Below are 18,944 nucleotides of genomic sequence, written 5' to 3' on the forward strand. Positions count from 1 at the left end.
GGCCAAAATCAGCCTGGGCCCTGAAAAGCTTCGCAGGTAAACCCGCACCTACAGAATTGCGCCAGCATTTGGATTTTGTGGAAGACAGTTGCCCCCACAGGGTGTATGCACAACCCTGTGGGAGCGGGTTTACCCGCGAAGAGGCCTGTCAGGCGAGTGCCGGTTGGCCTTCGTTCTCCGGGTGCAGCGGCAGCAGCGGCGAATGCGGGTCGTTCTTGATCGACGCACGCCATGCATCGATCCAGGCCGCATTGTGTTCGGCCCATACCTGCTCGTGCAGGCGGGTCAACGCCACCGGGTCGCTGAGCAACGCCAGGCGGGTGTTGAGGTCCAGCCCTTTCGGGCCAACCTCCATCGCCTTGGCCACCCGCTCAACGCGCAACGCTTCGATGGGCGCTGCCTGGCCGTGGCGCGCGGTGGCCATGGCGCAGGCCAGGGCATTCTGGCGTGGGTCGACCACGGCCCGCACGAAGCCGTCATGCAGGGCATGCCAGCGGTTCTCGTGGGTGTACTGGTCAGTGGCCAGCAGCTCCTGCGGCGTGGCGTATTCTTCCGGGATGAGGAACAGCTTCTCATCCTTGGCCGCCAGGCCCAAGCGCGTGCGGCTGGAAATCACCGACACAGGGATCGACAGCACCAGCGAACCGACGATTGGCGCCAGCCACCACAGGAAGCTCGGGTTCAGCCACGCCACCAGCCCAGCCCAGGCAAAGCCCAGCAGGGTTTGCGGGCCATGACGGCGCAGTGCTTCGCTCCACGGCGTAGAGTCGTCATCGCGCTGCGGCGAGTTCCAGGTCGCCGCCCAGCCCAGGAACGCGGCCAGCACGAACCGGGTGTGGAAGATCATGCGCACCGGTGCCAGCAGCATGGAGAACAGCATCTCCATCAGCATCGACAGGGTGACCTTGATGCGCCCCCCGAACTCGGTGGCGCCCTTGGCCCAGATCAGGATCACGCTGAGCAGCTTGGGCAAGAACAGCAACACAATGGTGGTGGAGAACAGCGCAACGGCTTTTTCCGGGTGCCACTGTGGCCACAACGGGTACAACTGGTAGGGCTCGATGAAGTACTGCGGCTCCATCAGCGTGTTGGTGGCCAGCAACGCGGTGGACAGTACCAGGAACAGGAACCACAAGGGCGCCGACAGGTACGACATCACCCCGGTGAGGAACACCGCACGGTGCACCGGGTGCATGCCCTTCACCAGGAACAGGCGGAAGTTCATCAGGTTGCCGTGGCACCAGCGTCGGTCGCGCTTGAGCTCGTCCAGCAGGTTGGGCGGCAGTTCTTCATAACTGCCCGGCAGGTCGTAGGCGATCCACACCCCCCAGCCGGCACGGCGCATCAGCGCTGCCTCGACGAAGTCGTGGGACAGGATCGCACCGGCGAACGCACCCTTGCCGGGCAACGGCGCCAGGGCGCAGTGCTCGATGAAGGGTTTCATGCGAATGATCGCGTTGTGCCCCCAGTAGTGCGACTCACCCAGCTGCCAGAAGTGCAGGCCTGCGGTGAACAGCGGGCCGTATACACGGGTAGCGAACTGCTGCATGCGCGCGTACAGGGTGTCCATGCCAGAGGCCTTGGGCCCGGTCTGGATGATACCGGCATCCGGGTTGGCCTCCATCAGGCGCACCAGGCTGCTCAGGCATTCGCCGCTCATCACGCTGTCCGCGTCGAGCACTACCATGTACTTGTAGTCGGCGCCCCACCGACGGCAGAAGTCGTCGAGGTTGCCGCTCTTGCGCTTCACCCGGCGCCGACGGCGGCGGTAGAAGATACGGCCGAAGCCTTTGGTTTCACGGCACACATCCAGCCAGGCCTGTTGCTCGGCCACGGCGATGTCGGTGTCGTTGGTATCGCTGAGCACGAAGAAGTCGAAACGGTCGAGGTTGCCGCTGGCCGCCACCGACTCGAAGGTGGCGCGCAAGCCGGCGAACACCCGGGGTACGTCTTCGTTGCAAATCGGCATCACCAGCGCGGTACGCGCGTCGGCAGCGATCGGCTCGTTACCGGCACTGCTGCCGGAAATCTTGTATTTGTCGCGCCCGGTCAGCAGCTCGAGGAAGCCCATGAGCGCCGTCCAGAAACCTGCGGACACCCAGCAGAACAGGATGCCGAACAGGATCAGGATGGACGTCTGCAACGCATACGGCCACACCTGCACCACGGTGTCCCACAGGGGCTGGCGGGTGACTTCGTCCAGGTCGACGAACGACCAGCCCTGGTACGGCAGGATGCTCTTCATGTACCAGCCGGCGACAAGGGTCTGGCCGATCATGAGGGTGAGCAGGATGTACCGGCGGATGGAGCCCACCGTGCGCCAACGCGCGGCCGGCAGCTCGCGCTTGGGTGGCTGCGGCGCATTGGGGCGCCCGGTCATGCGCCGCCACAGGCGCACCAGCACGTTGGTGCGCCAGGGCTCTGGCACCACCTTGGTGCGGTTGATCGGCGGGGCGATCTTCAGGCGCAGGCGGCCACTGCCATCGACACTGAGCATCTCGGCGTCTTCAAGCTCGGCCGCATTGCCCACGGCCAGGCGCGAGCCCACCGAGGCCTGCACGGCCTCGGCAGGGCTGGCGTGCGGGGTGGCAGCCAGGCGTTGATGCAGCTCGCTGAATGACGTGCAGCTGGCAAGCTCTGCTCGCTGCTCGTCACTCAAGGGGAGGTGGGCCAGGTACTCGCCAAGCGATACCGGCCTTGCGTTTGAGTTACTCATCGGCAGGCAACTGGTAGCTCCAGGTCTCGGTCAGCACCTTTTCGGTGGTGGCCGGGGCCCCGGTGGTGGGCGCCGCCTCGGCGGCAGGTTGTTCGGCCTTGGTCGCCTTGCCGGCCTTGGCATGCTTGGCAGCAGCCTTGTCCTGCTTGGTTTCCTGGGCAGGTGCGGCAGCCTCTACCGGCACATCACGCACCAGTGCGGCACGCATCTCGGTCGCTTTATTGGCATCCTTCACCTTGAGCCGCAACGTCAGGCGCCAGCCCTTGGTTTCAGGGTTGTAGCGCAGGTTGTTTTCCACAACCTCGGCGTTGTCGCCCACGCTGATCTGGCTGCGCACCGGGGTGTCTTCCGGCAGAGCAGCCAGCGCAGGGCCGGCAAAGTCGACCAGGAAGGCAACGCTGCCATCCGGCTGACGGATCAGGTTGGACTGTTTCACATCACCGGTGGAGCGCAGGGTCTGCTTGACCCAGCCCAACTCAGGGGCCTGGAATTTGGGCTCGTCGATGGTCCAGTGCAGGCGGTAGGCATAGTCCATGGCTTCGCCCGGCTCAGGCAGTTTTTCCGGGCTCCAGAACGCAACGATGTTGTCGTTGGTTTCGTCGGCGGTCGGGATCTCCACCAGGTCGACGGAGCCTTTGCCCCAGTCACCCTTGGGCTCGATCCACGCGCTTGGGCGCTTCTGGTAGTTGTCGTCCAGGTCTTCGAAGTCGCTGAAGGCACGCTGGCGCTGCATCAGGCCGAAACCGCGCGGGTTTTCCACGCTGAAGTTGCTGACCGACAAGTGCTTGGGATTGTTCAGCGGGCGCCACAGCCATTCACCGTTACCGGCGTGAATCGACAGGCCTTCGGAGTCATGCAGTGCCGGGCGATAGTTCAGCACCTTGGAGGGCTGGTTAGGGCCAAACAGGTACATGCTGGTCAGCGGTGCGATGCCCAGGCGGCTGACGTGGTCACGCAGGTAAACACGCGATTGCACGTCTACCACCGTGTCGTTGCCAGGGCGCAGGGTGAGCTTGTAGGCGCCGGTGGAACGCGGCGAGTCCAGCAGGGCATAGATGACCAGGTGCTTGTCGGCCGGCTGGGGCTTCTCGACCCAGAACTCGGTGAAGCGCGGGAATTCCTCGCCCGACGGCAGCGCGGTGTCGATGGCCAGGCCACGGGCCGACAGGCCGTACACATGCCCTTTGCCGACCACGCGGAAGTAGCTGGCGCCAAGCAGGGTCATGATTTCATCCTGCTTGTCGGCCTTGTTGATCGGGTACAGCACGCGGAAACCGGCGTAACCGAGGTTCTTGGTGGCGTCGGCGTCATGCGGGACGTCGCCGAACTCGAACCGGCTCGGGTCGTACTTGATTTCCTCGACCTTGGTGGCGGTGACCTGGTTGATCTTCACCGGCGTGTCGAAGTGCATGCCCTGGTGGTAGAAGGACAGCTTGAACGGCGTCTTGTCGTTGGCCCACTCGGCCTTTTCCTGCAGGAAATGAATCTTCTGGTAGTCCGCGAACTTCATGTCGCGGAACACGGCCGGCAGGTTGCTTTTGGGGGCTTCGTACTTCTGGCCGGCCAGATCCTTTGCCTTGGCTGCAACATCGTCAAGATTGAATGCCCATAGCTGGCCCGCGCTCATCAGGCCGACCAACGCCACGCTGGCCATCAGCGCCTTGCGTAGCCGGACGCCAGGGATTCTTGATGCTTTTTGGGGACTAACAATCACGAGCAACCCTCGCCGAAAACAGATCATGAAACCAACGGCCAGCGACAAATGCCGGGTTGGCGAGCACTGTTCGGACCCCGTAAGGGCGTAATGATTCCCCAAACGGATCCAGACATTGCTCGAGTCAGAGTGAAACGAACCTGCGAACGCAGGCCCATGCAGCGCGCGATTATCCAGCAGGTCGCGTGACAACGCATCAGGCTGCAACAACTATTTATCGTACAAAACCCCTTGTTTTCCCAATGGGCAGGGGTTTTTTAACCTCAAATTTATAACATTAATGTTACAGGGCCATCATTCACCAGGTGCACCTGCATATCTGCACCAAATTGGCCCGTCGCAACCTCGGGGTGGCTGGCCTTGGCCCGCTCCACCAGGTAGTCGAACAACTCGGCGCCAAGCGCAGGTGGCGCCGCAGTGGAAAAGCTCGGGCGCATGCCATTACGGGTATCCGCTGCCAGGGTGAATTGCGACACCAGCAGCAAGCCACCGCCCACCTCTTTGAGCGAGCGGTTCATCTTGCCCTGCTCATCGCTGAACACACGGTAGTTCAACAGCTTGTGCAACAGCTTGTCGGCCTGTTCGCGGGAATCTTCAGGCTCGACGGCCACCAACACCAGCAGCCCTTGGTCGATGGCACCTACCACCTGCCCCGCCACTTCCACGCGCGCACCGCGCACCCGCTGCAGCAGGCCTTTCATGCTTCTTCCAGGGGCAGGTCCAGCAGGCGCCGGGCCATCTGGTCGGCAGCCCGCACCAAGGCGTCGGTGATACCGGGCTCGGAGGCGGCATGGCCAGCATCGCGGATGACCTTGAGCTCACTGTTGGGCCAGGCCTGGTGCAATGCCCAGGCGTTGTCCAGCGGGCAGATGACGTCGTAGCGACCATGCACGATCACTGCCGGCAGATGGGCGATTTTAGGCACATCGCGAATCAGCTGGTCGGGCTCGAGAAACGCATTGTTCATGAAGTAGTGGCATTCGATGCGGGCAATCGACAGCGCCCGCTGCGGCTCCGAGAAGCGGTCCACCACCAGCGGGTTGGGGCGCAGGGTGGCCGTACGGCCCTCCCAGGTAGACCAGGCCTTGGCCGCGTGCATCTGGGCGATCTGATCGCTGCCGGTCAGGCGCTTGTGGAACGCAGCCACCAGGTCGCCGCGTTCTTCGGGCGGGATCGGTGCCACGTAGTCCTGCCAGTAATCCGGGAACAGGCGGCTGGCGCCCTCCTGGTAGAACCACTGAATTTCCTGCGGCCGGCACAGGAAGATGCCCCGCAGGATCAGGCCGTGAACCCGCTCGGGGTGAGTCTGGGCGTAGGCCAGCGCCAGGGTGGAGCCCCAGGAGCCGCCGAACAGCACCCATTTATCGATGCCAAGGTGCTCACGGATACGCTCCATGTCCTCGACCAGGTGCCAGGTGGTGTTGTTTTCCAGGCTGGCGTGTGGCGTGGAGCGGCCACAACCGCGCTGGTCGAAGGTGATGATGCGGTACAGGTTGGGGTCGAAGTAGCAACGGCTCTGAGCGTCGCAACCGGCGCCTGGCCCACCGTGGATGAACACCACCGGCAACCCCTCCGGCGAGCCGCTTTCATCAACGTACAACACGTGCGGCGCTTCCACGGCCAGATCGTGCCGGGCGTAGGGTTTGATCTGCGGGTAGAGGGTCTGCATTGCGCACTCCGTGTGAGGATGGTTCGGCCGTGGGCCATCATAAACCTGAATTGCAGTTTCGGCACCGTCCCCGCTTACCTGAGCCACTACCAGGCCACAGATATCTACCTCCTACCGGCGCAACCGGCCAGCGATAGTGCCCTGTCATCTCCGAAGGGCTCTCGCCATGCCAACAGCAGCCACCGAACAACCCACCTTTCACGCTGCCACCCTTGAACGCCAGGTGCCTGCCTGGCTCAAGGCCGCACCGCCGGCCATCCACCAGGCCATGCGCAACTGGCACCTCGCCCCCGCCTGGCTGACGCCAGCGCTTGCCCAGCAACCCGATGTAGCAAGGGCGTGGCAGGCAGAGCACGCCCGCCACCGTGACAATCAGGCGCAGGTGCAAAGGCTGTTTACGCAACTGCCCGACCTGGAACGCTTCGCCTGTGACCTGCTGAGCGACGCCATCAAGCACCGATTCGGGCTGGAGCTGGACGTACGCACCACCTACCTCATCGATGCGCGCCAGGTCGACACCGCCACGGTTGGCGACAGCCGCCAGGCCGTCGACCGCGCCACCCGTTCGCTGCTGCAGTGCGCGCTGCACAACTTCGACCAGGGCGCTGCCGAGCCTGGCGGGATGAGCGCACCCGCGGGCATGCTAAAAAAATCGGTCATCGTCGACCACCGCCGCTACATGGGCAGCGTGCCCATCACCAACGCGTTGGCGATGCCTGCCGAGGACTTCGCCGGGCTGTGCCGCACGCTGGATATCGGCGGCAAATACCATGACCGGTTACATGCCATTTACTACCCGGGGTCCGATGAAGCGGCGCTGGCCGTTTACCGCTGCCTGGGCAATGCGCAGGTGTCGGCGTTTCGCCAGGCACTGCATTTTGCCAGGCTCAAGGGCGATATCAGCCAGGCGCTGTATACCGCCGCGCTGGGAGTACCCCTGGACCAGCCGCCCTTGGCCAATGCCAGCGTGCACTTCAGCCTCGTGCAGCTTTGGGAAACCGAATTGACCGGCGTGCTGCTGGTTACACTGCGCACCGACGGCCATCAGGCTGTCGCCTTGTACATCCCCGAGGATGAGGCAACGCCGTTGAAGGAGTTCCCGACGCTCCAGGCGTTGCACTCGGCGCTGCGTGACCGGCTGCTGGCCGACATCACCTACCTTGACCGGCACATACCCGACCGTGACCAGGCTTCTACCATCAGCCGCCTGCGGGACCGGCTGACACCCCTGCAGTGGAGCGAGCGCGGCATACGTGAGCGGGTGCCGACACCACATGCCGAGTTGTATCCGGTTGCCCAACCCCTGCGCCATACCTTCCAGGGCGCCATGGCCTTCCAGCGCGCCCAGCGCCATGAGATGGACGTGCTTTACAACGCCATCCCGACCCAGATCGTCGACCGCCGCTCGGCCCAGGCGCACCGGCAGTTGATTGCCGGGCGAGTACTGGGTGCACTGAACATCGCCGGCTTTTTCGTCCCAGGCCTGGGCGAACTGATGCTTGCTGTATGCGTGGTCCAGCTGGCACATGAGGTGTACGAGGGGATCGACGCCTGGCACAACGACGAGCGCGACACTGCCTACGGTTACCTGGTGGACGTTGTCGAGAACGTCGCCGCGATGGCCGCCTTTGCCGCCGCTGCCAAGGTAATCAAGGGCCAAGGCGGCACTCCGGGCCTCCCCCCCGCCCCGGTGCCCACGCCTTCCTTCATCGAGGAACTGCACGAAGTCGAAACAACCGACGGCCAGCTGTGCCTGTGGAAGCCGGACCTCACTCCCTACCGCAGCCAGCAACCGCTGCCGCCTGAGCTTGAGCCAGACTCGCTCGGCCTGCGTCACTACCAGGGCCGAAGCTGGCTGGTTCTGGAGAATGAGCACTATGCCGTCGGCCGCTCGCCAGATACGGGTGACTATCATGTGGAGCACCCACACACGCCCCGCCGCTATCGGCCGCCCCTGCGGCACAACGGGGCTGGCGCATGGCTGCACGTCATGGACCAGCCACGCAACTGGTCGGGCACCGCCTTGCTGCATCGCGCCGGGCATCTGAGCGCTCACTTCGATGCACCAACCCTGCGCCGCATTCTTGCTGTCAGCGGCGTTTCCGAAGATGCGTTGCGCCGGTCGCTGGCAGACAGACTGCCGCTGCCGGCCTTGCTGCAAGACACCCTGCAACGCTTCAAACTGGACCAGTCCGTACGCCTGCAAGCCGATACCACCACATGGGCCACCCGTTTCAGCGAAGCCTATGCGGCCCTTGGGAACCCGACAGGCGCCGACGCCCAGGCCATCCAGCGAGCGTATGCGGCGCTGCCGAAGGCGGTGAGCGAAGAAGTGGCAGCCGCGCTCAGCAGCGCCGAGCGCGACATGCTGGCCCACAGCAAAGTACCGCTGCGTGTAGCAGAAGAAATCCGCGTGTATCAGCAGCAGGTACGCCTGGCCCGTGCCTACGAGGGCCTTCATCTGGCGTGCGTGCGCACCTGGGACAGCGACCGCCTGATCATCGACACCCTGGTGCAGCTGCCCGGCTGGCCTGGCGGCACACGGCTACGGCTGCTGCAGCGCAGCACCTGGCCTGCAGCCGAACATGTGGTGGGCGGTGAACGCGATGAGGCGCACGTCACCATCACCCACGCACGGGCCGGCTACATCGTTCACGAACACAGCCAGCCAGATGCTGCGATCGTGCTGCACCGCAACCTGTATGCCGCCTTGCACCAGGCATTGCCGCAGGTCATGGCGCAGATGGGGGTGGCCCATCCGCAAGCACTGCAACGGTTGCTGCAGGAGCGCCCCCCACTGCCCCGCGCCGCTCTACGAGCGGTGCTGGGGATGCAGCCCGTGCGGCCCGGGTATCGCTCGCCGATGCGCCTGGCCGACGGCAGGCTGGGTTACCGCCTTGGAGGAGGTGGCCCGGCCACACAGAGCGTGGGGCGCCAGGCATTGCTCACGGCAGCGCAGGCGGCAGGCCTTGCCGTGGATGACAGGTCGGCGGAACAGGCCCTGCAAGCGCTGGGCAGCAGGGGGCTATCCCAGCGGCAGATGCTCGACCACCTGCAGACCTTGCTCGAACAACGCCACGAACTGATCAGCCGCCTGGACGACTGGGGCGAAGCCATCACACCGGCCTCCGATCAGGCTGCGCGCAGTTACGACAACCTGCGCGAGGCCATCCTGCAGCATTGGCAGGCCAGCGCGTTGCAGGCCAGCAGCACGCCAATAATCAACCTACGGGTAACCCAGGTTCCACTGGCCGATATACCACTGACCCTGCCTGACTTCTTCAACGCTCAGGTGCGCAGCCTGAGCCTGGTCGACCTGCCATCCGGCGCCCTGTCGGGCTGGGCGCAGAACGAGCGCCTGTTGCAACGCCTGCTGCGCCAGATGCCGAACATCGAGTCGCTGGAAATCACCCGCCCCTATGATCCCAGGGCAACGCCTTCGTTTTTTCTGTTCAGCATCCCCACCATTGCCGAACAACTGCCGGGCTTGCAGCGGCTGGTGCTGACCAACCAGAACATGGCGCTTTCCGAAAGTGACGTGAACCTGCTGGCTGGCCTGGGCCAGTTGCGTTACCTGGACCTCAGTGGCAACCGCCTGGCGCAGAACAACAGCCCAAGCTTCCATGAGCTGACCCTGGATTACCTTGGGCTGAACCAGATGCAGCTTTCCCAGTGGCCGATTGGGGTCGGCAGCGACGCCCTGGCCCGCATCACCCACCTGTCACTGCGCGACAATAACCTCAGGGCACTGCCTGCGTTTCTGCTCAATGAGGCAGAGGCCCTGACCAGCCCGCCGGTGATTTCGCTGCAAGGCAACGCCATCAACGAAACCCATTTGCAGCGCTTGCTGCTGAACGAGCGTATGGACGCCTCCGGCATCAGCACCGACCAACCGGCGACGCTGGCCGAACGCCTGGCACGCCTGCGCGAAGAGCGGCAACAGATGCGTGACGCCATCGACGGCTGGGCCCAGGCCTCCAGCTCCAGCAACCCGCTGACCCAGGCAGCCCTGGAAGACAGGCAGCGCATACAGGCAGCTGTCACGCAGTTCTGGGCGCAGCAGGAGCAAGGGCAGCATTACCTGCGCCTGCAACTGGAAGACGTCGCCATCGCCAACTTTCCGCGGCGCCTGCCGCCGTTTTTCGGCGAGCGGGTACGGGCACTGAGCCTGACGCGGCTGCAGGGGTCCGCGGCGCAGCTCGATGAACTGCTGAGCCGGTTCCCCAACATCACGCGCCTCACAATCGACAGCCATCAGGAAGCCACGGGGGCACTGGCATCTACCTTGGTACGCCTACCCCGTCTCACGCACCTGGAGTTCCGCAACATGGGGCTGGAGGTTGACCAGACCATGCTGGAAACCTTTGCCCGCCTGGAGCACCTGACATCGCTCGATCTGTCCGGCAACCGCTCGGCAGCCATCGCCCAGGTGCCCACCCGGCTGGCTCACAACCTGCAATCGCTGACCCTGGCCAACATGAACCTGCAGGGCTGGCCAAACTGGTGCGACAGCCTGCTGCCGCTGGAGCTGCTGGACCTGAGCAACAACAACATCGCTGAGTTGCCCGAGCACATTCTCTCGAACCTGAACAACCCCATGCCGATTTCCTCCATTGCGCTGTTCGACAACCCACTGCCCCTGGAAACCATCCTGCGCGTGCGCACCTTCTCGGACAGCCAGCACAGCTACTCCTTCGCCCTGGACATTCCGGAAAACCTGATGCTGGTGGACAGTTCCAGCGAAGGCTCACTCGACCACCCGCACTTCCCGCTGATGGGCGACGACATGCCCCGGCTGGAAGACTGGCTGCTGGGCAGCGAAGCGCAGAACACAGCACTGCAGGACAGCTGGCAAACCCTGGGCGGGAGCCCCCTGCTGCGCCTGGTGGGCCGCTTGCGCAACGCGGCACCGTATGTAGCACCGGGTACCCGTGGCAGTTTTTGCGAGCGGGTGCGGATGATGCTGGTGCTTGCGGCCGGCAACGAACGCGAACGCCCGGTGATGGAGGCGATTGCCGAAGCGGCCCTGCCCGACCCTGAAAGCGGCGCACAGACGTGCCACGACGGGGCGCTGCAGGAATTCAACAACATCGAGCTGTACCTCATGGGGCAACGCCTGCTGATCGAGGCAGGCGACACGCTACAGGCCATGCGCCAGCGCCTGCTGCAGCTGTTCCGTATCGAACAGCTCGAACGCCTGGCCAGCCAGCGTTCCAGGCAGGGTGACCTGGTCTCGGTGCGCCTGGCCTACCGCCGGGAGCTGGCACGGGAACTGGACCTGCCGATCGCCGACAGCATGCGTTTTCGCAGTGCGGCCAACCTGGCCCCTGACGAGCTTTCCGAAGTGCTGGAAGCAGTACGGCGCAGCGAACGGGGCCAGCCGCTGATCGACTACCTGATGGCCAACGATGACTGGACGACACGGCTGCGCGGCGAATACGCCGAGCGCTTTGCCGAGATCCAGGCGCACTTGCGCGAGCGTGTACTGGCGCTGGCTAGCCTGGACTATCCCCTGGCCCAGGAGCTGGACCTGCAAGGTGCCTTGCAGGCCGCCGCGGTACAAGAGGAGCTGGAACTGCTGCGGGACCTGACGATTGCGCAGGTCAATCAGACGTAACGCACCGCAGCTCATCGCAAGCGCTCACGGACCTGCACATGACATATTGATTTAGCAGGGACCTGTGTGGGAGCGGCTTCAGCCGCGAACACCGGCGAAGCCGGTGCCATACTGGACTGCCCCACAAAAGTTGGACACCTATCCAATTTTTGTGGGGCAGCCTAGAAAGCGCGGCGCGGCTAACGCCCGTACCGCGCACGGCCCCAGTCCAGCATGGCCTGCAACAGCTCACGCAGCACGTGTTGGGTGGGCTGGGCCAGGTCTTCGCGGTAGTCGAAAGGCGCGTGCTCCTGCATGTAGGTGCTTTGCGCAAGCTCCAGCTGCACCGCATGGATATGCCCGGCCGGGTCACCATAATGACGGGTGATGTGCCCGCCCTTGAAGCGGCCATTGAGCACATGGCTGTAGCCTTGGGCCTGTGCACACACCGCTTCCAGCTGTTGTGCAAGGGCGGCATCGCAACTGGCGCCATTGAAGGTGCCGAGGTTGAAATCCGGCAGCGTGCCATCGAACAGGTGGGGGATGCATGAGCGGATCGAGTGGGCATCCCACAGCAGGGCGTAGCCAAACTGCGCGCGCAGGCGCTCAAGCTCGCGCTGCAATGTGCCGTGGTACGCCTGCCAGACCTGCTCCAGGTACTGTTGGCGTTGCTCGGCGGTAGGTGCCAGCCCGTCCTTGAACAGGGGCTGGCCGTCGAACAGCGTCGCGGGGAACAGGCCAGTGGTAGCCCCGGCGTACAACGGTTTGTCATCCTGCGGGCGGTTCAAGTCGATAACGAAGCGTGAGTACTCCGCCGCCAGCACACTGGCGCCCATTTCCTGGGCAAAGCCGTACAGCCTGGGGATATGCCAGTCGGTGTCCGGCAAGCCTTGCGCTGCATCGACCAGCCCGTCGCGCACCGCGCTGCTCAAGCGCAGGCCGGCATGGGGCATGCTGATCAGCAGCGGCAGGCGGCCTTGGTGAAAACTCAGTGCTTGTTCCATGGGGCCTCGCTCAATGGGTGATTTCTTGCCCGCTGCGCACGATGCGCTTGGGCAGGTCGCCGCCCAGCCAGTAGGCCAGGTCGGCGGGGCGTTCGATGTGCCAGGCCACGAAGTCGGCCACCTTGCCCGCTTGCAACGTGCCATGGCTGTGGCCAAGGCCCAGCGCGGTGGCGGCGTGCACGGTGACACCAGCCAGGGCCTCTTCAGGTGTGAGGCCAAAGCAGGTGCAGCCCATGTTCAGCATCAGGCGCAGTGACAACCCGGGCGAAGTACCCGGGTTCAGGTCGGTGGCCAGGGCCATCTTCACACCGTGGCGGCGCAATGCAGCCATCGGCGGCAACTGGGTTTCCCGCAGGAAGTAGAACGCCCCGGGTAGCAACACCGCGACCGTTCCGGCGGCCGCCATGGCGATGGCGTCCTCTTCGGTCATGAATTCCAGGTGATCGGCCGACAGCGCCTGGTAGCGGGCGGCCAGGCTGGAGCCGTGCAACGATGAGAGCTGCTCGGCATGCAGCTTGACCGGCAGGCCCAGTTTGCGCGCCGCGATGAACACGCGCTCTACCTGCGCGGGCGAGAACGCCAGGTGTTCACAGAAGGCGTCCACCGCATCCACCAGGCCTTCGGCAGCCAACGCCGGCAGCATCTGCTCGCAGATGTGCGTGATGTAATCATCAGGCCTGCCACTGTACTCGGGCGGCAGTGCGTGTGCGGCCAGGCAGGTAGCGCGCACGGTCAGCGGCAACGCCTGCCCCAGGCGCCTGACCACGCGCAGCATCTTGCGCTCGCTGGCAAGGTCAAGGCCGTAGCCGGACTTCACTTCCAGCGTGGTCACGCCGTCGCGCATCAGGGCCATGACCCGCTGACGGGCGCTGGCGAACAGCGCCTCTTCACTGGCCGCCCGGGTGGCCCGCACCGTACTGGCGATACCCCCGCCCTGGGCGGCAATTTCAGCGTAACTCACGCCCTTGAGACGCTGCTCGAACTCGCCACTGCGGTTACCGCCAAACACGGCATGGGTATGGCAGTCGATAAGCCCAGGCGTCACCCAGGCACCGCCCAGGTCCACCGTGCGCTCGGGCATGGGCGCGGTCAGCTCGGCCTTGGGGCCCACCCATTCCACAAGCCCATCACAGGTGACGATGGCTGCGTCTTCGACCGCCGAATAATGGCCGTCGACCATGGTTGCCACGTGGCAGTGCTGCCAGAGGGTTCTCATGTACAGTCTCCTTTGCTAACGGTGCAGTTCGGCACGTTCCGCAACCGGCCTGCCCTGCCCGGCGCGCGGCTTGCACCACAGCAGGTAGGACGCCACCAGGAACACCAGCCACACCAGCCCGACCAGCAATGCCGCCTGGGTGTCGGGGAAGTAGCCAAGCACACCGAAGATGAACACCATGAACGCGATCGCCATGGCCGGGCCGTAGGGCCAGAACGGTACCGGGAACTTGAGCTGGGCCATCTGCTCACGGCTCATGCGCCGGCGCATGGCAACCTGGGTCACCAGGATCATCAGCCAGACCCACACCGTGGCGAAGGTAGCGATGGAAGCAATCAGCAGGAACACGTTTTCCGGGATCAGGTAGTTCAGCAGCACGCCGACAAGCAGCGCAGCGCCCATCACCATTACGGTCATCCAGGGTACGCCGTGCCGGGACAGGTGGCTGAACCCGCGTGGTGCATGGCCTTGCTGGGCCAGCCCATACATCATGCGGCCCGCGCCGAAGATATCGCTGTTGATGGCAGACACCGCCGCAGAGATCACCACGATGTTCAGCACCGCTGCTGCAGAGCCGATCCCCAGGTTGCTGAAGATCTGCACGAAGGGGCTGCCCTGGCTACCGATTTGCGGCCAGGGGTACAGGCACATCAGCACGAACAGGGTGAGCACGTAGAACAGCAGGATGCGCAGCGGCACCGCGTTGATCGCCTTGGGGATCACCCGCTGCGGGTCCTTGGCCTCGCCTGCGGTCACGCCGATGATCTCGATGCCGCCAAACGCGAACATCACCACCGCGAAAGAAGCGATCAGGCCCCCTACGCCATTGGGCATGAAGCCGCCATGGTCGAACAGGTTGCCGAGGCCAACCGCATGGCCGCTACCCACCTGGCTGAAGCCGAACGCCATGATGCCCAGGCCTGCCAGGATCATGGCGATAATGGCGCCGACCTTGAGCAGCGACAGCCAGAACTCCATCTCGCCGAAGACCTTGACGTTGCACAGGTTCAGGCCGCCGATCAGGAAGACAATGCCCAGCACCCAGATCCAGCGGGCTACTTCCGGGAACCAGAAGCCCATGTAGATACCGAAGGCGGTCACGTCGGCGATGGCCACGATGACCATCTCGAAGGCGTAGGTCCAGCCGAGGATGAAGCCCGCCATGGGCCCCAGGTACGTGCTGGCGTAATGGCCGAAGGAACCGGCCACGGGGTTGTGCACGGCCATTTCACCCAGGGCGCGCATGACCATGAACACCGCTGCGCCGCCGATCAGGTAGGCCAGCAGCACGGCAGGGCCGGCCATCTGGATGGCAGAAGCGGAGCCGTAGAACAGGCCGGTACCGATGGCGGAACCTAAGGCCATGAAACGGATGTGGCGGGCACTGAGCCCGCGTTTGAGACCTTGAGCTTGTTGCATGTCACGTCCTTGAATTGTTTTTGTGGTCGTGAGGGCACGGGGCTGCTGCGCAGCCCCTCAGGCATTACAGGCTGGGCAGTACCCCCGCCGGCAGCAAACCGGTCAGGCTGCCTTTGGCCAACAGTTCCACAGCCTTTTCGATGTCCGGCGCGAAGAAACGGTCACGGTCATAGTGCGGTACTTCGCTGCGCAGCGCCTGGCGGGCCTGCTCCAGCTTGGACGAGGTCTTCAGGCCCTTGCGCAGGTCCAGCCCCTGGCACGCACCCAGCCACTCGATCGCCAGCACCCCACGGGTGTTTTCGGCCATCTCCCACAGGCGCTTGCCGGCTGCCGGGGCCATGGACACGTGGTCTTCCTGGTTGGCAGACGTCGGCAGGCTGTCGACACTGTGCGGGTGCGACAGCGCCTTGTTTTCGCTGGCCAGTGCCGCTGCGGTCACCTGGGCGATCATGAAGCCCGAGTTGACCCCGCCGTTTTCCACCAGGAATGGCGGCAGCTGGGACATGTGCTTGTCCATCATCAGCGAGATGCGGCGTTCGCTGAGCGAGCCAATTTCGGCAATGGCCAGGGCCAGGTTGTCGGCGGCCATGGCTACCGGTTCGGCGTGGAAATTACCCCCGGAAACCACGTCGCCTTCGGCGGCAAACACCAGCGGGTTGTCCGATACGGCGTTGGCCTCGACACCCAGCACCTCGGCGGCCTGGCGCAACTGGGTAAGGCAGGCTCCCATGACCTGCGGTTGGCATCGCAGCGAGTAAGGGTCCTGGACCTTGTCGCAGTTCTTGTGCGACAGCGAAACCTCGCTGGCTTCGCCCAGCAGGTCGCGGAAGCAGGCTGCCGTATCGATCTGCCCGCGCTGGCCGCGCACCTCATGGATACGGGCATCGAACGGCGAGCGCGAACCCAGCGCAGCCTCGACGCTCAGGGCACCACAGGCGATGCCAGCCGCATACAGGTCTTCGCCATGGAACAGACCCCGCAGGGCGTAGGCGGTGGAGGCCTGGGTACCGTTCAGCAGGGCCAGGCCCTCTTTGGCCGCCAGGGTCAGGGGCTCAAGGCCGGCAACGGCCAGCGCTTCAGTTGCGGGTAACCACTGGCCGTGGTGACGGGCCTTGCCCTCGCCCAGCAGCACCAGCGACATGTGCGCCAATGGCGCCAGGTCACCGGAAGCACCTACCGAACCCTTCAGCGGAATGTGGGGGTACACCTCGGCGTTCACCAGGGCGATCAGCGCATCGATCACCTTGCGGCGAATACCCGAGAAGCCGCGGCTGAGGCTGTTGATCTTCAGCACCATGATCAGCCGCACCAGGGCATCGTCCAGCGGTGCGCCAACCCCGGCGGCATGGGACAGCACCAGCGAGCGCTGCAGGTTTTCCAGATCGTGGCTGGCGATGCGGGTGGACGCCAGCAGGCCGAAACCTGTGTTGATGCCATAGGCGGTGCGGTCTTCGGCAATGATCTGTTCGACACAGGCCACGCTTGCGTCGATACCGGCCGCAGCCCCTGGGTCGAGCTGCAGGCGTACGGGCGCGTCATGAATGGCGCGCAGCTGGGCAAGGGTCAGGGCGCCGGGCTTGAGGGTAAGTTGGGTCACGTTGCTACTCCAGTCGCGGGGCATGGCGGGCGTGTCTGTCGGCGCCGGCGTGCCCCTTCTTGTTGTTCAGTATCACCCGCGAAGGGTGCGAGCCAAAGCGTGGCGGTCAGCCGGTTATCATCGGCAGGTCCAGGCCTTGCTCGCGGGCGCAGTCGATGGCGATGTCGTAGCCAGCATCGGCATGGCGCATTACGCCGGTGCCAGGGTCGTTGGCCAGCACCCGGGCGATGCGGGCGGCGGCTTCATCGGTGCCGTCGCACACGATGACCATGCCGGAGTGCTGGGAGAAGCCCATGCCAACGCCGCCCCCGTGGTGCAGCGATACCCAGGTGGCACCGCTGGCCGTATTGAGCAGGGCGTTGAGCAGCGGCCAGTCGGAAACGGCATCGGAACCGTCGCGCATGGCTTCGGTTTCGCGGTTGGGGCTGGCTACCGAGCCGGAGTCCAGGTGATCGCGGCCAATCACGATGGGCGCCGACAACTCGCCGCTGCGGACCATTTCGTTGAACGCCAGGCCCAGCTTGGCGCGCAGGCCCAGGCCCACCCAGCAGATGCGGGCTGGCAGGCCCTGGAAGCTGATGCGCTCGCGGGCCATGTCCAGCCAGCGGTGCAGGTGGGCGTCATCGGGGATCAGTTCCTTGACCTTGGCATCGGTCTTGTAGATGTCCTGGGCATCGCCAGACAGCGCGGCCCAGCGGAACGGGCCGATGCCGCGGCAGAACAGCGGGCGGATGTAGGCCGGGACAAAGCCCGGGAAGTCGAAGGCATTGGCAACGCCCTCTTCCTTGGCCATCTGGCGAATGTTGTTACCGTAGTCGAAGGTGGGAATGCCCTGCTTCTGGAAGTCGAGCATCGCCTGCACATGCACGGCCATGGACTGCTTGGCCGCCTTGACCACGGCAGCCGGCTCGGTCTGGGCGCGGTCACGGTATTGCTCCCAGCTCCAGCCTGCGGGCAGGTAACCGTTGAGCGGGTCGTGGGCGCTGGTCTGGTCGGTGACCATGTCCGGGCGTACGCCGCGCTTCACCAGCTCGGGCAGAATTTCAGCCGCGTTGCCATGCAGGGCGATGGAAATGGCCTTGCCCTCGGCGGTATAGCGGGCGATACGGGCCAGAGCGTCGTCCAGGTCGGTGGCCTGTTCATCCACATAGCGGGTTTCGAGGCGGAAATCGATACGGCTCTGCTGGCATTCGATGTTCAGCGAGCAGGCGCCGGCCAGCGTAGCGGCCAGGGGCTGAGCACCGCCCATGCCGCCCAGGCCGGCGGTAAGCACCCATTTGCCTTTGAGGCTGCCGCCATAGTGCTGGCGGCCTGCTTCGACGAAGGTTTCGTAAGTACCTTGGACGATGCCTTGGCTGCCAATGTAGATCCAGCTGCCGGCGGTCATCTGGCCGTACATGGCCAGGCCCTTGGCATCCAGCTCGTTGAAGTGTTCCCAATTGGCCCAGTGCGGGACCAGGTTGGAGTTGGCGATCAGCACGCGGGGCGCGTTGCTGTGGGTCTTGAACACACCCACGGGCTTGCCCGACTGCACCAGCAAGGTTTCGTCGTCTTCCAGGCGGGTGAGGGTTTCGACGATCTTGTCGTAGCAGGCCCAGTTGCGCGCAGCACGGCCAATGCCGCCGTAAACCACCAGTTCCCTGGGGTTTTCTGCCACTTGGGGGTCCAGGTTGTTCATCAGCATGCGCAGCGGGGCTTCGGTCAGCCAGCTCTTGGCGGTGAGCTTGTTGCCACGGGGGGCACGGATTTCAACGTCACGGTATTTGTTGTTGTCAGTCACGGGAAGGTCCTCTGCGGTCGTCCGCGGGCAGATGGGGCATGGCGGGCATACAAACACATCTTTACTTGTATGTACAAGCATGGACAACCGAAATTTCTAGATGACTCTAGGGGCCTCACGGTGCTTTACCGACGAATGCGGTTGGGCTGGCGGGTGTTCGCCTTTATAGGTGCAGCGCCTGGGAGATCGAGCGCCGCCCGCGCGGCGCATCGCGAGCTTTGCTCGCTCCTACG

Annotated in this window: 10 protein-coding genes; 1 reads left to right on the top strand and 9 read right to left on the bottom strand. The window is 64.4% G+C overall.

Annotated elements, in window-relative coordinates:
- Positions 1 to 148: 148 nt before the first annotated feature.
- The 4 genes from mdoH to pip form a co-directional block, all read right to left on the bottom strand.
- Positions 149 to 2,716, bottom strand: a complete 2,568-nt coding sequence (mdoH, locus tag IAE33_RS16160) for a glucans biosynthesis glucosyltransferase MdoH (protein WP_201164255.1) — start codon at positions 2,714 to 2,716, stop codon at positions 149 to 151.
- Positions 2,709 to 4,430: a glucan biosynthesis protein G gene (locus IAE33_RS16165; RefSeq protein WP_328804882.1), complete on the bottom strand. Its 1,722-nt coding sequence runs from the start codon at positions 4,428 to 4,430 to the stop codon at positions 2,709 to 2,711. The genes mdoH and IAE33_RS16165 overlap by 8 nt, the downstream gene beginning before the upstream one ends.
- A gap of 269 nt (positions 4,431 to 4,699) precedes the next feature.
- Complete coding sequence (gene dtd / locus IAE33_RS16170) at positions 4,700 to 5,131, bottom strand: D-aminoacyl-tRNA deacylase (protein ID WP_201164257.1); 432 nt, start codon at positions 5,129 to 5,131, stop codon at positions 4,700 to 4,702.
- Positions 5,128 to 6,099: a prolyl aminopeptidase gene (pip, locus tag IAE33_RS16175; protein ID WP_060480761.1), complete on the bottom strand. Its 972-nt coding sequence runs from the start codon at positions 6,097 to 6,099 to the stop codon at positions 5,128 to 5,130. The genes dtd and pip overlap by 4 nt, the downstream gene beginning before the upstream one ends.
- A gap of 166 nt (positions 6,100 to 6,265) precedes the next feature.
- Here pip and IAE33_RS16180 point away from each other — a divergent pair, with 166 nt between their 5' ends.
- The gene (locus IAE33_RS16180) at positions 6,266 to 11,716 is read left to right on the top strand and encodes a dermonecrotic toxin domain-containing protein (RefSeq protein ID WP_236406714.1); all 5,451 of its coding nucleotides are present in this window, start codon (positions 6,266 to 6,268) and stop codon (positions 11,714 to 11,716) included.
- A gap of 179 nt (positions 11,717 to 11,895) precedes the next feature.
- Here the strand turns inward: IAE33_RS16180 and hutG are convergent, their stop codons facing one another.
- The 5 genes from hutG to hutU form a co-directional block, all read right to left on the bottom strand.
- Entirely contained in the window at positions 11,896 to 12,699 is an 804-nt protein-coding gene (gene hutG / locus IAE33_RS16185; protein ID WP_201164258.1) for an N-formylglutamate deformylase, read from the bottom strand.
- Positions 12,700 to 12,709: 10 nt separating this feature from the next.
- Positions 12,710 to 13,915 (bottom strand): imidazolonepropionase, encoded by a 1,206-nt coding sequence (gene hutI, locus IAE33_RS16190; RefSeq protein ID WP_201164259.1) that lies wholly within the window; start codon positions 13,913 to 13,915, stop codon positions 12,710 to 12,712.
- 15 nt (positions 13,916 to 13,930) lie between these two features.
- Entirely contained in the window at positions 13,931 to 15,334 is a 1,404-nt protein-coding gene (locus tag IAE33_RS16195; RefSeq protein ID WP_201164260.1) for an amino acid permease, read from the bottom strand.
- Positions 15,335 to 15,398: 64 nt separating this feature from the next.
- Positions 15,399 to 16,955 (bottom strand): histidine ammonia-lyase, encoded by a 1,557-nt coding sequence (gene hutH, locus IAE33_RS16200; protein ID WP_201164261.1) that lies wholly within the window; start codon positions 16,953 to 16,955, stop codon positions 15,399 to 15,401.
- Between the two features lie 82 nt (positions 16,956 to 17,037).
- Positions 17,038 to 18,711, bottom strand: coding sequence for a urocanate hydratase (hutU, locus tag IAE33_RS16205; RefSeq protein ID WP_060480767.1), 1,674 nt, complete (start codon positions 18,709 to 18,711; stop codon positions 17,038 to 17,040).
- Positions 18,712 to 18,944 lie beyond the last annotated feature (233 nt).

It is taken from the genome of Pseudomonas sp. S60, from assembly GCF_016647865.1.
GTDB lineage: Bacteria > Pseudomonadota > Gammaproteobacteria > Pseudomonadales > Pseudomonadaceae > Aquipseudomonas > Aquipseudomonas parafulva.